Origin of the sequence: Streptomyces sp. NPDC005925 (assembly GCF_040638805.1) — a bacterium.
Lineage (GTDB): Bacteria > Actinomycetota > Actinomycetes > Streptomycetales > Streptomycetaceae > Streptomyces.
The window spans coordinates 26,468-40,917 of sequence record NZ_JBEXVL010000028.1 but is presented as its reverse complement, the minus strand read 5'-3'; the positions used below and the strand labels follow the sequence as shown (position 1 = coordinate 40,917).

Genomic DNA, 14,450 nt, shown 5'->3' with positions numbered 1-14,450 from the left:
GTTCCGGAACCTGAAGACTCAGTGGCCGGTGAACCCAAAAGGCTGACGGCCCGCAGGCAGGCAGGCGACGGTGCCGCGGGAGGGACCGGCTGGGACGTGTCGGTGGACTCGACAGCCGTGCGAGCCCACCGGCACGCCGCCGGCGCGAGGAGAACGCCCCCGGCCGCTGTCGGTGAGTGCTGCACAGCCCGACAAGGCCCTGTCGGGCGGATGACGAGGCCGGGCAATGATCAATCGCTGCCGAGCGCTCCATGCTGGGGGAGGTCGCCGGCTTCGTCCGGCCCGGCACGCACCCACCGGTCGTCCGCCCGGTCCCAGCGGACGAGGCCCTGCGAGGCGAAGGCATCGAGCCAGGGGGCCATCGGCCACCAGCCCCAGCGTCGGCGGAAGATCTCCGCGTTGCGGAGGATCGCGTCCAGGTGTTCCACCGGCGGGCTGCTCACCGGGTGGTACTGGTGGTACGCGGGAGCGCCGCCGAGCCACGTGAGCGGGATGCCTGCTTCCCGGGCCACCTGGCCATAGTCGGTGTCCTCCCCGCCGTACCCCCGGTAGCTCTCGCAGAAGCCGCCGACGGCCTGCCACGTGCCTGCGGTGAGCGCGAAGGACAGCGACCAGAACAAGGAGTGGTCGCTGCTCCTGCGGGCCTCCTGTGGGCCGGGCGCGGGACGGGCGGGATGCGGGGAAGCCAGGAGGGGCAGCTCGGTGAGGCGGTAGCCGGCCGCACCAGGCGGAGGCAGGTACGCGACGGTGCCGCACAACAACGACCGGGCGTGAGCGGGGCAGCCGGCCGCTTCCGCGTAGCGCTCCACGAGCCGGTGCCCGGGGACACAGTCGACATCGAGGAAGATCAGCAGTTCCGCTCCTGCCTCCAGGGCCCGGGCAGCGCCGAGGTTGCGGGCGCGGGCCAGGGGCAGCCCCTCCGGGCCCACCGGGCAGTGGAGGAGGTCGGCAGCCGGTTCTCGGTGAGCGAGGACACCGGCGAGCCCGGGGTCGCCCATGGCAACGACGACGTACGTGTCCGGCGCCTGCGAACCCGCGGCCAGACCGGCCTGCTGCAGAGCGAGGTGCCGGTGCCGGCCGGCCGCCAGGGTGATCACGGCGCTACGCATCAGGACGCCCAGTGGCGCTGGTCCGAGGCGGCCTCGTGCAGCGCGGACGCGGCCCGCGACGCTCCGTCCCCCGGGGCCCATCGATGCCACCCCGCACCGCCGAGAGCGAGCGCGGACGCGAGCAGACCGGGCCAGTCGCGAGGCGTCGGCCAGCGGTCGGCGACCACGGCGAGGTCAGCGCGCCGCAGCGCACGCGCCGTCGCCAGCTGTTCCCCGTAGGGCCGCTCCTGCGGAATGGCCACGACTGGTCTTCCGGCGGCAGCGCATTCGGCGATGGCGTTCTGTCCCGCATGGGTGACCACGACATCCGCCGTACACAGCGCGGGCCACGGGTCGGACGCCCAGCGGCCGTCGGGCCCGCCCAGGGTCGTCCACTGCCATCCGGGTGTCGCCGCCCTGGCGGCCCTCACCGCGTCGACCGGCAGGTCGGCTCCGCCCGACCCCATCATGAGCAGGACCCTCCTGACGGAGAGGGCGCCCCGCGCCTCGCGGTGCCGTGGCCGGCCGTCGAAACGGGAGAAGGCCCCGGTGTGGATCGCCTTGTCACGCCAGCGCGCCGGCCACCCCGGCTCGGGCAGCGACCGCGGCCATGGCGCGATGAGCATCTCGGAAAGGTCGTAGGCCATCTGGTGCGGGCCGTCGTCGCGCCTCCCCCGCATGGCCACGGTGACCACCGGCGTGCCCAGCAACCGTGCGAGCACGGCCACTTCGACCGAGACGTCGGACACGAACAGACGGGGACCGGCCGCACGGATCCAGTCGGCGATCGCCGCTGTCCGCCGGCGGAGGCCGGCATGGTGCAGCGGGGCCCAGTGCAGACGCCCCCTCGCGGTGACATCACGCATCGAGGCCGGACGGCCGTCGTCGTCCCGAGGCAGCTCGACCCAGTCGCCCCGCCACCCGGGAGGCGCTGCGAGAGACGACAGGCCCGTGACCGGGGTCGCGCAGTGCGCGGCGATGCAGAGGGCGCGGTGCAGGTGCCCGCTGCCCTGGTGGTGGACGTAGTAGCCGATCATGTCGCCACCGCGTAGTAGAGGCGTTCGTAGGAGCGCGTCATGACCTGCATGGAGCAGAAATCCTCCGCGTGCCGCCGCGCCTTCGGCCGCGACAGCGCGATCGTCGGTTCGACGACCCGGGCCAGCGCCCGGTGATCGCCGGGTGCCACCAGACGACCGCACTCGGGCGTGACGATCTCCGGCAGGGCCCCGCGGGCGAAGCCGCACACGGGGGTACCGCAGGCCAGGGCCTCCGCGATGACGAGGCCGTACGGCTCGTCCCAGCAGGGGGTGACCAACGCCGCCGCCGAGGAGCCGACCAGGGCCCGCAGTTCCCGCTGCTGGAGGTGCCCCGCGTAGGTGACGTGCTGGTCCAGCCGGGGGCGGATACACGCCTCGAAGTACTCCTCGTTCCCGACGGGGCCGGCCAGTGTGAGGTCTCGTCCGGCCAGGCGTGCTGCCGCGATCGCCAGATGCGCGCCCTTCTCGGGAACGATCCGGCCCGACCAGATCAGTCCTTCACCCCCCGGCCCCTGGGGCCAGCGGTCGGTGTCGATGCCGTTGCGCACCACGGTGGCCGAAGGCACCAGGTGGCGCCAGGCCTTCGCGGTGTGACGGCTGACCGCGCTGAACCGCACGGGGCAGTGGGACGGTGCCTGAATGGCCGATTCGAGCCACGGTGTGGGCGGGGTGTGCAAGGTGGTGACGACCGGGCACGGCACTGCGGCCGCCATCGCCACCGGAAGGTAGTGGAGGCTGTTGTTGTGGACGACGTCGTACTGGGAGGGCGAGTGCGCCAGGTCCAGCATCAGCCCCAGATAGGCGTGATGCTCCGCCAGCCACTGCGGGGCGGCCATACTGGCGTCGTTGCGCGCCGCCTGACTGATCCGCGGAACGCGCAGGGGCATCTCGGTGACGCCCAGGCCCGGATCGGAGCCCGGACCGGCGAACAGGGTGACGTGATGGCCACGCCCGAGCAGGGCCTTCGAGAGCGTCCAGGTGTGCGCTTCGAGACCGCCGGCGAAAGGGTCACGGATCGGGTGGCCGGCGGAAGCGATGAGCGCGATGCGCAAGGGGCGGTTCACAGCAGTTCCGTGTACAGGGTTTCGTGCTCACCGGCGAGACGGACGCGCTCGGTGGTGCGGTCGTCCCTGTCGGCACGCCAGGCGGGACGCTCGTCGTAGGCCGTGCACACCGCCGCGCGCAAGGACATCTCGTCGAGACCCGTCCGGTCGTGCGCGTACGTGAGGCAGGGGCGCTGTTGCGCGTAGAAGCCGCACGAGGGCGCGAGAACGGTGGTGCCCAGGTCGTAGCACGCCTCCAGCCATCCCGAGTGGGTTCCGAACCGGTACGGCAGTACCGACACATCGAGGCCGAGGAGGTACTCCCACAACTCGTCGTCCGTGAAGTAGTCGTGAACGCTCAGGCCGAGGCGGCCCTTCTGCTCCAGGTCCCGCAGCTCGTCCAGGACCCCGGGCGCGTACCAGTGGCTTCGCGGATCGTCCACGTCGGGGTGACAGTCGATACGAAGGATGGCGTCGGGCAGCTCGGCCACCGTGTCGGCAAGGACTCGGATCACGGGGAGGGGGTCCATGTTCGGGCGGATGCTCTTGGCGTGCACGCCGATGGTGAAGCTCTCGCCCGACCTCGGGCGGGGCCGCCCGAGGTCGGGCAGTTCGACTACATGGGGGTGCGGAAGCACCACAGGAGTCCGCCCCCATTGAGAAGCGATCGTGTCGGCGGCGCCCCGCGTCAGGGTGATGAGCCGGTCTGCGGCCGGGATCAGCACATCCAGCTGAGCCCGGTGCTCGCCTTCCTCGTGGTGGTGCGGGTTGGCGAGGTCGTGAACGGTGTAGACGAGCGGCTTCCCGGCCTGCCGCAGTGTCATGGCCAGTTCGTGCAGAGCGCGGGGTTCCTGGGCGTCGAACCCGAAGTGCAGGTGAAAGACATCGAAATCGTCCACGTGGTGCCGCACCCAGCTCGCGTCGAGCATGACGGGAGGCCACCAGCGCTGGGAGCCGCTCGGGACCCCGCAGGGGCGGGGATCAGTCAGTCTGACCACGCGTTCGGCGACGGACGGGTGGGAGAGGTGCCGCACGTAGACGTGGCCCTTCGGTACCGAGGCCACGCGAATGGGGTGCCCCGGTTCCCGGGCCGCAGGTCCGGCGGCGAACGATTCCCGCATCGCTGTTTCCTCCTTTGCCAGGTCCGGCGTGACGCCGGCGCCTTCGCCCACTGCTGGGCAGAGGGCTCACGGACGCCTCGTACGTGGCAGGGGCCTTCGTGGCTCACGCGCGCCGTGTGGGTCGGGGGCGAGAGTTCCGCTGCCCCCAGGGATCCGCCGCGTGGCCGGGGAGCACGCGCCGGGACCGGCCGATCGTCCTCGGGGCCGGGTTGCGCGTGGATGAGCACCGCGTAGTACGGATGCCGGTCGCGATGCGGCCGGACGGGAGCAACCGCTGTCCCGGACGACGAAGGTGCACTTGTCTGTACGTCGCCGTCGGGCCGCCGGGGGCCGGGCCGGTGGAGAACCGGGTCCGGAGCGGGTGGAGAGGGTCTAGAGCGGGTGGGGAGCGGGTGGAGACAGAACCTCGACGACTGGCGTCTGCAGCGCTCGCAACCCCCGCACCCGACGCCCCCGACACCGCCGCGAGGTGGGCCGGTTCTGCTCGACGGACTCGCCGGGGGTTCGGCGGCGGAGCACGGTGTGCAGTTGTCGTCGGTGATGACCGGGAGCCGGCCGCCGTGCTCGCCTTTGAGAGCCGCGGTGTCGAGCCCTCCAAGGCCGACTCCCGGATGTTCTCCCGCTCAGTTTCCGCCACCGCGGCGAAGAACGCCAACAGCAGCGAACGCCCGCCCGGACGTCCCGAGGAGGTCGCAGATGTTGTTGTCGGGGCGGTCAGTTTGCCGCCCTCGCTCAGGTCCGGGATCCTCACCCCGCGCGGGGGCCGGAGTAGCGCCGCCGAGGGCTGGTGCTCTCCCGCCTGGCAGTCAGGACGGCTGGACCTGGTCGAAGAGGGCGAGGGCTTCGGCGGGGTCCGGGCTCACCAGGCGTTCCAGACCGGCCGTCGTGATCTTCGCCCACCGGCCGGCCCGTGCCCACATCTGTTCCTCGAAGGCGCGGACGGCCTCGTCCAGATTTTCGGGGCCGGCGGCGATGGACTCGGCGAGTTCGGCGCCTTCCAGCATCGCGAGGTTCGCGCCCGCCCCCAAGGGGGGCATCAGATGGGCGGCGTCGCCCAGGAGCGTCACCCCGGGGACATGGGTCCAGGTGTGGGACACGGGCAGGGCATAGAGGGGGCGGTGGGCGAACGCGGTGCCGTGGCGGAGGAGGTCGAGGACGGGAGCGGCCCAGCCGTCGAACAGAGCCAGCAGGCTCGATCGCACGGCCTCGATGTCGGCCGGGTCCAGGTCTGTGTGCCGGTCCAGCGGCGCGCGGAACTGGGCGTACACCTTGACGTGGCCGCCGCTGTTGCGCTGGGCGACGAGAGCTCGGTTCACGCCGTACACGGCCAGGGAACCGTCGCCGATCAACCGGGCGAGGTCGGGGTGGCGGGTGTCGACGTCGTCCAGGGAGGTCTCGACCAAGGTGACGCCGGTGTAGTGCGGCGTCACCGACGAGACTGCGGGGCGGATCCGGGACCAGGCGCCGTCCGCACCGACCACGAGGTCGAACGTCTCCTGCCGCCCGTCCGCGAAATGGACCAGTACGCCGTCCCGGGTCCCGGGCACCACCTGCGTCACGTCCCGCCCCCACCGGACGTCGAGCGGGCCGAGCAGCAGGTCACGGAGTTGCCCGCGGTCGATCTCGGGATTGGCCCGGTCGTCCGGACGGGGTAGCCACTCGCGCAGGACGGTCCCGTCCGTGTCCAGGATGCGCATGGCCTGCCCCTCGGGACGGGACAGCGCCAGGAACTCCCCCAGTAGCCCCGCCTTGTCCAGCGCGAGCTGTCCCATACCTTCGTGCAGGTCCAGCGTGCCCCCCGGGGGCCGGGCGTCGGGGGCGGGATCGCGTTCGAGGACGGCGACGGGGCAGCCATGGCGGTGCAGGACGCGGGCGAAGGTAAGCCCGGCAGGGCCACTACCGACCACGGCGATACGATGTCTCATGGCGATACACTGTATTCCTCCAAGACGATGCATCGCAACGAAACGGTGTGACCATGACTGTGTGGGACCGACCGGAGCCGCCGACTCGCCCCGTGCCACTCGACCGGGAGCGAATCGTCGCCGCCGCCATCGCGCTGGCCGACGAGGGCGGGCTGGAGGCGGTGTCGCTGCGCAAGGTCGCCGCCCGGCTGAACGCCGGCCCGATGCGGCTGTACGGATACATCTCCACCAAGCAGGAGCTGTTCGACCTCATGGTGGACGAGGTCAACGCCGAGATCCTCCCCGCGGAACCGCCCGGTGACTGGCGGGAGGCTCTGCGCGTCCTCGCCCACCGCACCAGGCAGGCCGCTCTCCGTCACGAATGGCTCGCCGACCTGCTTGGCGGCCGCCCGGCCCTGGGCCCGAACGGCCTCGCCGTGACCGAGGCCACGCTGGCCGCCCTCGACGGCCTCGCCGGCATCGACACGGTCATGCGCGCCGTGGAGACCGTCAGCGCCTATTCCACCGGGGCGATCAGGCGCGAAATCGCGAACCTGCGGGCCGAACGCGCCACGGGCCTGTCCAAGCGCGACTGGCAGCGCGCCTCCGGCCCGCATGTGAAGAGAATGTTGGCCACGGGCCGCTTTCCGGCGCTGGCCAAAGCTGTGTACGACGGCACGGACGTGGACGCCGGGACATCCTTCGCGACCGGCCTGGACTGGGTCCTCGACGCCGTGGCCGCCCAACTCAACCGGCCGCCGGAGTGACCCTCGGCTCGTGCCGGTGAGCGGGGCCGGCGTCGGAGCAGGGGCCAGGACGAACGCGCCACCGGCCGGCGCCGCGGTCGCCGCAGCGGCAGAAGATCCGTGTGCGTGCCTTCCCACGGATGCGGGATCAGATGGAGTCGGTGTTCGACAGTGACCGAACTGCCCGTGTCCGAGCGGACCGGACCGGGACGGCGACCTGCCGCCGAAGCCCCGTCAGCAGGTCCTGGTCCTGTTCGTGCAGATCAGCGCCTGCTTGGAGCAGCATCTGCTTGACCTGGACGTGGGTCCGGCCCGCCTCGCCCACGAGAATTCGCGATAAGGGCCCAAGCAATTCCGCATGACAATCCGACTTGTCGGCATCCAGCCTCGGACCTCGCGCAAAACCCGTTGGGCGGGCCACCGCGGCCCTGCTACGTTTCCGGAGGCCGTGCGAGAGAACGAGGAGGTGGTACCCGTGAACGCAGTATCGACATGGGTGCTCCCCTCCGGGGTCACGGTCGGGCGACAGGTCGTCCGGGAGCGCCGTTCTGAGCTCTCCCGAAAGGCACGACCATGCATGTCACTTCTGAACGACGTCTCGACGACGGTGTCCTCGAGCGTGAATTCACTCTTGACGAGATCCCCGGCATCTTGTGGACGCCCGCTTCCGCGTCCGCATCCGCACCGGCGCCGCTGATCCTTCTCGGCCAAACTCCCCTCGGGCTGCGCACGATGTACCCCCGACTGGTGGCGCGGGCACGGCGCTCCGCGGCGGGCGGTTTTGCCACGGCGACCATCGAACTCCCGGGAAGCGGCGACCGGCCCCGTTGGCCCGCCGCCGAGCAGGCCCGCGCAGACCTACGCCGGACAATGGAAGTTGGCGAGCCGGTCAGCGACGAGATCGTCGACGCCCTCACCATCCCGCTGGTCGAAGCGGCCGTCCCGGAGTGGCAGGCCGCCCTGGACGTCCTCCTTTCGCTGCCCGGGATCGGCGGCCCGGTCGGGTACTCGGGAGGACTGATCTCCCTCGGGATCCGACTGGCGCTGGTCGAGCCGCGCATTTCGGCGGCCGTTCTGTTCGCCGGGAGTTTCGTACCTCGCGCCATGTTCGAGGAGGCCCGCCAGGTCACCATTCCGCTGCACGTCCTACTGCAGTGGGACGACGAAGGGAACGACCGGCAGGCGGCCCTGGACCTGTTCGACGCCTTCGGCACCAAGGAGAAGACCTTGCACGCCAATCTCGGCGGGCACACCGGCGTCCCGCAGTTCGCGGGGGATGCCGCGGCCCAGTTCTTCACCCGGCATCTGAAGTGAAGCCGGGCCGTCGGGCAACCAGCAGGCGGTAATCCGTCCTGATCAGGTCCCGGCCCCCTGTGCTGCCAGTGCGTGGGCCCCTGCCAACTCGGCGGGGGCCCACGCCCTCTCGGGCGCGGCATGGAGGTCCGGGCATCGTGGCCGGGGCTGCGGTGAGGTCGAGGTAGGGGTTCATGTCCGGCTCAACCGGCCGTAGGGGTGCACCGGGTCCAGAACAGCGGGGATGGGCCCGCCGGTCGGCGTCGGTGAGGGACGTCTGCCACTTCTCCTCGCTCAGGAGGTCCTGGAAGAGGTGAACGAGGCAAGCCGCCCGGACGTGGCACGCGGAACACCGTCATCCTCCAGGATGTCGTGCGGCACTGACCGGGGGCCTGCCTCGCGTGGGCCGTCGAGGCGGGCGCTGTCGCCTTACATCGCCTGCTTCTGCTCCCGCAGTTCGTGGACGGTGGCGGTGAGGGTGCCGTCTTGTTGCTCGTAGTGGGAGAGGGCAGCACCGAGGCCGAAGAGGGTGGGTGCCCATTCGCCGACGAAGATGCCCCATCGGTCGGCGCGGGCGAGGTCGGCGTGGGGGCCGGGCTCGCCCACGAGGCTGACGGCCCAGGTGGCGAAGGAGAGTGCGACGGATGCCATGGCGGCCATGTAGGCGTGTTCGCTGCGGATGCCCATCTCGTGCATCTTCTGGATGATCACTGCGTGCTCCGTTCGTGAGGGGTTTCCGTGACCGTGTTCCTCGCCCCGACTTACCCATTCGTCGCTTTTCCATCTATATGCGTGGAGTGTGACTGTCCCGTAGCCTGGTGCTGCTCGGGGCTACTGCGGAGGTCTGTCATGCCCCGAACCGTGTGGAGCGGCGCCATCTCGTTCGGCCTGGTCACCGTGCCCGTGAACGTGGTCGGCGCTACCGAGAACCACAGCATCCAGTTCCACCAGTACCACCTGGAGGACATGGGCCGGGTGCGGGTGCGGAAGTTCTGCGAGGTGGAGGACCGGGAGGTGGGTTCCGACGAGATCGGCAAGGGTTACCAGCTCACTAAGGAGCAGGTCATCCCCATCTCGGACGACGATCTCAGTAACCTGCCGCTGCCGACCGCGCGGGCCATCGAGATCGAGGCCTTCGTCCCGCTGGGATCCGTGGACCCGATCCGCATCGGCGAGGGCTATTACCTCCAGCCGAAGGAGCAGGTCGCGGCCAAGCCGTACCGGCTCCTCGTACAGGCTCTGGCCCGCTCGTCGAAGGTCGCCGTCGCCAAATACGCATGGTCCGGCCGCGAGCGGCTGGGCCTGCTCCGCGTCCGCGACGACGTGATCGTGCTGCACGCCATGCGCTGGCCCGACGAAATCCGCGACCCCGCCGAGCTCCTCCCGCCCCCGGTCGACCTCACGGACGACGAGATCGACAGCGCGATCGCCCTCATGGACAGCATGACCCGCGACGACCTCGAGGGCGACGAGTTCCGCGACACGTACACCGAAGCCCTCGCCCGGATCATCGAGGCAAAGCGGGAGAACCACGCGCTGCCGGCCGTGCCCGAGGAGACCGAGCAGCCGGGGAAGGTCGTGGACCTGATGGCCGCACTGCAGGAGTCCGTGCAGAAGGCGCAGGCCTCCCGGGGCGAAGGCCCGGCCGACGTGCACAAGATGCCGAAGAAGAAGACGCCGGCGAAGAAGCAGACGGCCAAGAAGACCGCGGCGAAGAAGGCTCCCGCGCGGAAACCGCGACGGAGCGCCTGACCGCCGAGGTAGCCACGTACTTGTCCTTGCGCGCGCCTCCCGTCCGGGCGGAGAGACTGACGGCGCACCTCCGGTGCCCCGGGCCCGGCCGACGTCGCGGCGCGTGTTGTCGAATGGTGTGCGACTGAGGGTCAGGGGCGCTTCGGCGCGGCCTCCCGTGCAGGCGTCACCATCGTCGACCCACCGGGGGCGTCGGGTTGCGCGGGCATCCGAGGCGGCCGGGCGCGGACCGTCAAGGCGTACTGCCCGTCGGACTCGAGCCCGCGCGCTGAGGGTCTGCCCCGGTGCCCGCGGCTCCATCGCCCTCCGACCGCAGGCCCCGTGCGGAGGTGGCGGCGTCCGGCGACCGTCGGGCCTCGGCCAGATCGCCGTACGGACCGTCCAGGGCTGTGGAGGTCCGCCGGTGAACCCCTGCCGGCACCACGCGGCGGACGGCTCCGGCAGGCCGTGGGTGCCGTGCTCAGCCCCCGGATCGGCGCGCAGCCGTGCGGATCGCCAGTTCCGCCTCGGCGAGGCCATCGATCGGGGCCGGGTCGCGGAGCCCCGGCACGCACACCACCTCGCCGTTCTCCAGGGCCGCCTCGGACGCGTCGACGACCTGGCCCACGGGCATCCCGCCGTCCTCGTGCACGGACTCGTCGCGTCCCGGAACGGGCTCCTCACCGCGCGAGCGGTGGAACTCGGTGGCGGTGAGTCCGGGACACAGCACCTGGACGCGCAGCGGTGTGCCGGCCAGTTCCGCGGCCAGGGTACGGGTGAAGGTCACCACGTACCCCTTGGTGCCGGCGTACACCGCCCGCTCGGGCAGCGGGTGGGGCGGCAGCGCGCCCGCGAAGGCCAGCTGCGAGGCCACGTTGACCACGGTGCCGCGACCCTGTTGCAGCATGGCCGGGAGCGCGGCCCGGGTGAGCGCGGTGACGGCGCGGACGTTGATGTCGACGACCTTGGTCATCAGCTGCGGTTCCAGCTCGGCGAACGGGCCGTACCCGTTGATCCCGGCGTTGTTGAGAAGGAATCCGACGTCGCCGTCCGCCGCCCGCCGGACCACCCGCGCCAGGTCGTCGGGATCGGACAGGTCGGACACGAGGGTCTCCACCGTCGTGTCCGTCACCTCGCGCAGCCGCTCCGCGAGGTCCTCGAGCCGTTGCGCACGCCTGGCCACGAGGAGGGTGTCCCAGCCCCGGCCGGCCAGCCGTCGCGCGTAGGCCGCGCCGATGCCGGAGGAGGCTCCCGTCACCAGGGCCGTGCCTTGTCGTGTCCTCACCGTGCGCTGCCTTTCACCGTGCCGGCCTGCGATGCGTGTCCGGTGGCCCGCCGGTCCGGGACCGCCCTCCTCGCCGTCGGATGACCGGTGCACGCCGATCCGTGCCGTTGACCTGCCGAACAGTGACCCGTGACGGGTACCCGTATGCGCGCGTGCCGTACACCGTGGGGAGGTCCGAACGCTGTTCGAAGACCGGCGATCGGGGAACCCAGGGTTCCATGCGCGCTCTCGTCATCAACTGCACTCTCAAGCCCTCCCCGCAGCCGTCGAACACCGAAGCGCTTGCCGCCACGGTCATCGAGGCGCTGCGGGGGTACGGCGTCGAAGTGGACGTCGTGCGAGCCGTCGACCTGAACATCAAGCCCGGAGTCGAGACCGATCTGGGCGAGGGCGACGACTGGCCGGGCGTCCACGAGAAGGTGCTGGCGTCCCAGATCCTGATCATGGCGTCACCGACATGGCTCGGCCGTCCCTCCTCGGTCGCCCAACGGGTCCTCGAACGCCTGGACGCCATGCTCGGCGAGACCGACGGGGACGGCCGCCCGGTCGCCTACAACCGCGTCGCCGGGGTCCTGGTCACCGGCAACGAGGACGGCGCGCATCACGTGATCAGTGAGATCGGTGGTGCCCTGGGAGACATCGGCTTCACCGTCCCGGGCCAGTCCTGGACCTACTGGCACCTGGGTCCCGGGCCCGGCCCCGACTATCTGGACGACGGCCGCGGCCACGAGTGGGCGGCCTCCACGGGCCGTGCGATGGCCTCCAACCTCGTCCACGCCGCGCGAGCCCTCGACGCCATGCCGCTGCCCGCCCCGCCGTCCTGACCCACTGCTGCCGACAGAGCGCGGTCCATGGATGACGCCGAGCCGGCGACGGAACAGCCGGGCGCGGACCGGGCTGGGGAGAACGGCCTGATCTCGGGCAGGGACCAGGACGACGTCAGCTGCTGTACGGCGCCGGCCGGGGTCAGCGGTCGTCCCCCGGGCCGGCGGGCCGGGGGACATCGACCGTTGTCCTCCGGCCGGGGGGCGTGGGGACGCCCGTCCATCGGTACGCGGACGTGGCGCCCCGACGCCGGACAGCGCGGAGGCGACGCGCTACGGCGGCTTGCCACCACCGGACGGCCGCTCCGGCGGGCCGGATGTCTTACTCCGCGTCGGCACGGTCGTTGAGTCCGTACAACACTCTCCTGACCTGCGCGGACGCAGGTCAGGAGAGGTTCAGTGCTCGCAGAGGGAGAATTCTCGCTCGTAGAGCTGCTCGTTGTGTTCGTCGACGAAGAACTTGCGTTCCTGCATGAGTTGTTCTCGGTACTTCTTGGCCTGTTCAAGCGTCATGGTCGAGGTGTCGGACCATGGTTGTTGCGGCGGTACATCGGATGTCGAGACGATCTTTTCCGACGGGTCGACCAGGAAGAACGCGAGAATCTTGCGATATCCCGGGCGGGTGGGATCCGTTAGACGGAATGAGCCGACGCGGTGTTGCAGGATGTTCGGGAACGCCAGGCAGCGGCCCGCCGGGGTCGATGTCGATCCCAGCGTCTGGTTCAGTGCGTCTTCGTCCTCGAGGCCGTAGACCTCACGCAAACCATTGTCGTCGTTCTGTTCGTAGTGCGGGTCGTCGAGTGCCGCCCGGAAACTCAGCCGGCTTTCGGTGATGTTCTCACTGTCCCAGTAATAGATGCCGGTCGAGACGATCCGCTCGTTCAGCATCCCCTCGACATGCCAGGAACCGCCGGCATACCCGGGCTTGTCCGGGGTGAGGTGAATGGTGGCGAGCTTGACGATGACCTGAAGACGGCGGCCACGCAGGTCGACCCGGGCGGATTCGCCGGGCAACTCGGGCGGGGTGAAGGCCGGGGCGTCCGGGATGACCGGGCGGCGGTTTTCCCACCAGTCGTCCTGGGCCTCTTCCCATACGCGGAGGGCTTCTGTGTATTCCCCGTCATCACTGTAAGAGGACTTGTCCGGATGCTGCGGCTCCGAGTCGTACCACCCGTAGGGATCGGCCTCGATCCGCAGGGGCCGCGGATGGCGCAGATCGGTGAGCACGTTCTCCAGCAGCGGGCGAAAGCGCGCGAACAAGTCCGGCAGGACGGAGATCAGTTCGCCATGAGTCTCGGGGTGGACGTTGTTGACGTACGAGCGGAAGGTGACATCGCCGTCGTCACTGACGTCGACGTCCGTGGGCAGCCACTGGAATTTCTCCGAGAACTCGTACGTGGAGTAGCGGTCCGTCGGGTTTTTCCAAGCCCGCTCGGGCGCACCGCTCACCTCTCTCACCAGGCAGAAGAGTGAGGGATGAACCAGATCCAGTACCTGACCGTCGGATCCGGGATGCCAGTCACGCTCCGCTTCGGGGACCTGCTCCAGAACCCGGACCGCCTCACGCAGCCGGGACCTGAGCTTGTCGTCGACCAGTGTGTCCGACTGCCACACCCCGTCGACGGCGGACACCTCGGCGCCCGTCCGCTCGTCCCGCAGCGCGGCGTAATGCCGGAGTTCGGCAAGCACGTAACGAACCTGCGCTTCGGTGAGGCCCTGGGCGACCGCTTCTTGTGTCCACCTGGCGACGATGTCGGCATCGTTCATCTTGTCGAACCACCCGGGCTTCTCCCGGATGAGTGAGCTGCACTGCATCATCTGGAGTTCTCGCAGCGTCCGGGGTGTCGCGAACGATATGGAACGGGAAGCATGAAAGGGCAGCGGGAAAGCAGACAGGCCAGTCAATTTCTCTTGGTCCTTCAGTCGTTGTGCGGTGGCGGGAAGAGTACTTCAGCGGACTGACATCGCAGCCGCGGTCCCTGTCGGCGCTGGTCCCGCAGTCAGAGCTTCCCGTACGTCCAGCCGGACGGACCGCGTCTCCCGCCCGGGGAACTCCGCGGTGTCGCACCACGCCTGCTTGTAATGCGGTCCCGTCCCGTGGCGGGGGCCCCGGCCCGGAAGCGGAGTCGGACCGGCGGGTCGAGCACTGGCGGGTCCCGGGTCGTCATCAGCTTCGACGCCGCATACGCCCGTCCTGGAGCGGAGGGTCATCGAGCACGCTCCAAACGGGCACTACGCCACCAGCGCCGCGCGTGCCCCCGCCGTCGCCTCCCACCCGGACCACACCGATCAGCTCACCCGGATCACGGTGCCCACCCTCGGCATCGGCGCTCCCGCCGAACGGGGATGAGGCCGGCCTTGGGACCGATCAGGACGCC

The 14,450-nt window shown here is 70.4% G+C and carries 12 protein-coding genes; 4 read left to right on the top strand and 8 right to left on the bottom strand.

The annotated features are described in order from the left end of the window. Positions 1–230: 230 nt before the first annotated feature. From ABZ354_RS24265 to ABZ354_RS24245, 5 genes are all read right to left on the bottom strand, one after another. Positions 231–1,109 (bottom strand): galactosyltransferase-related protein, encoded by an 879-nt coding sequence (locus ABZ354_RS24265; RefSeq protein ID WP_358660047.1) that lies wholly within the window; start codon positions 1,107–1,109, stop codon positions 231–233. Continuing rightward, on the bottom strand, positions 1,109–2,125 hold the full coding sequence (locus tag ABZ354_RS24260; RefSeq protein ID WP_358660045.1) for a glycosyltransferase: 1,017 nt from the start codon (positions 2,123–2,125) through the stop codon (positions 1,109–1,111). The genes ABZ354_RS24265 and ABZ354_RS24260 overlap by 1 nt, the downstream gene beginning before the upstream one ends. Then, entirely contained in the window at positions 2,122–3,189 is a 1,068-nt protein-coding gene (locus tag ABZ354_RS24255) for a glycosyltransferase (RefSeq protein ID WP_358660043.1), read from the bottom strand. Before ABZ354_RS24255 ends, ABZ354_RS24260 begins: the two co-directional genes overlap by 4 nt. Continuing rightward, positions 3,186–4,232: a glycosyltransferase gene (locus ABZ354_RS24250; protein WP_358660041.1), complete on the bottom strand. Its 1,047-nt coding sequence runs from the start codon at positions 4,230–4,232 to the stop codon at positions 3,186–3,188. Before ABZ354_RS24250 ends, ABZ354_RS24255 begins: the two co-directional genes overlap by 4 nt. Positions 4,233–5,095: 863 nt before the next feature. After that, entirely contained in the window at positions 5,096–6,214 is a 1,119-nt protein-coding gene (locus tag ABZ354_RS24245; RefSeq protein WP_358660039.1) for an NAD(P)/FAD-dependent oxidoreductase, read from the bottom strand. A gap of 53 nt (positions 6,215–6,267) precedes the next feature. Between ABZ354_RS24245 and ABZ354_RS24240 the strand changes: the two genes are divergently transcribed. Both ABZ354_RS24240 and ABZ354_RS24235 read left to right on the top strand, forming a co-directional pair. After that, the gene (locus tag ABZ354_RS24240; RefSeq protein ID WP_358660037.1) at positions 6,268–6,960 is read left to right on the top strand and encodes a TetR/AcrR family transcriptional regulator C-terminal domain-containing protein; all 693 of its coding nucleotides are present in this window, start codon (positions 6,268–6,270) and stop codon (positions 6,958–6,960) included. 552 nt (positions 6,961–7,512) lie between these two features. After that, positions 7,513–8,253, top strand: a complete 741-nt coding sequence (locus ABZ354_RS24235; RefSeq protein WP_358660035.1) for an alpha/beta hydrolase — start codon at positions 7,513–7,515, stop codon at positions 8,251–8,253. A 408-nt stretch (positions 8,254–8,661) separates the two neighbouring features. Here ABZ354_RS24235 and ABZ354_RS24230 read toward each other — a convergent pair whose 3' ends face one another. After that, entirely contained in the window at positions 8,662–8,943 is a 282-nt protein-coding gene (locus ABZ354_RS24230; RefSeq protein ID WP_358660033.1) for a hypothetical protein, read from the bottom strand. Positions 8,944–9,081: 138 nt separating this feature from the next. On the opposite strand from ABZ354_RS24230, the gene ABZ354_RS24225 reads away from it, so the two are divergent. Next, positions 9,082–9,984 (top strand): Ku protein, encoded by a 903-nt coding sequence (locus ABZ354_RS24225; protein ID WP_358660032.1) that lies wholly within the window; start codon positions 9,082–9,084, stop codon positions 9,982–9,984. Between the two features lie 460 nt (positions 9,985–10,444). Here the strand turns inward: ABZ354_RS24225 and ABZ354_RS24220 are convergent, their stop codons facing one another. Then, positions 10,445–11,248 (bottom strand): SDR family oxidoreductase, encoded by an 804-nt coding sequence (locus ABZ354_RS24220; protein WP_358660030.1) that lies wholly within the window; start codon positions 11,246–11,248, stop codon positions 10,445–10,447. 218 nt (positions 11,249–11,466) lie between these two features. On the opposite strand from ABZ354_RS24220, the gene ABZ354_RS24215 reads away from it, so the two are divergent. Further along, positions 11,467–12,072: a flavodoxin family protein gene (locus tag ABZ354_RS24215; RefSeq protein WP_358660028.1), complete on the top strand. Its 606-nt coding sequence runs from the start codon at positions 11,467–11,469 to the stop codon at positions 12,070–12,072. A 396-nt stretch (positions 12,073–12,468) separates the two neighbouring features. On the opposite strand, the gene ABZ354_RS24210 is transcribed toward ABZ354_RS24215, so the two are convergent. Next, positions 12,469–13,977 carry a DUF4246 domain-containing protein gene (locus ABZ354_RS24210; RefSeq protein WP_358660026.1) on the bottom strand — a complete coding sequence of 503 codons (1,509 nt, stop codon included), beginning with the start codon at positions 13,975–13,977 and terminating at the stop codon, positions 12,469–12,471. Between the last annotated feature and the right edge of the window lie 473 nt (positions 13,978–14,450).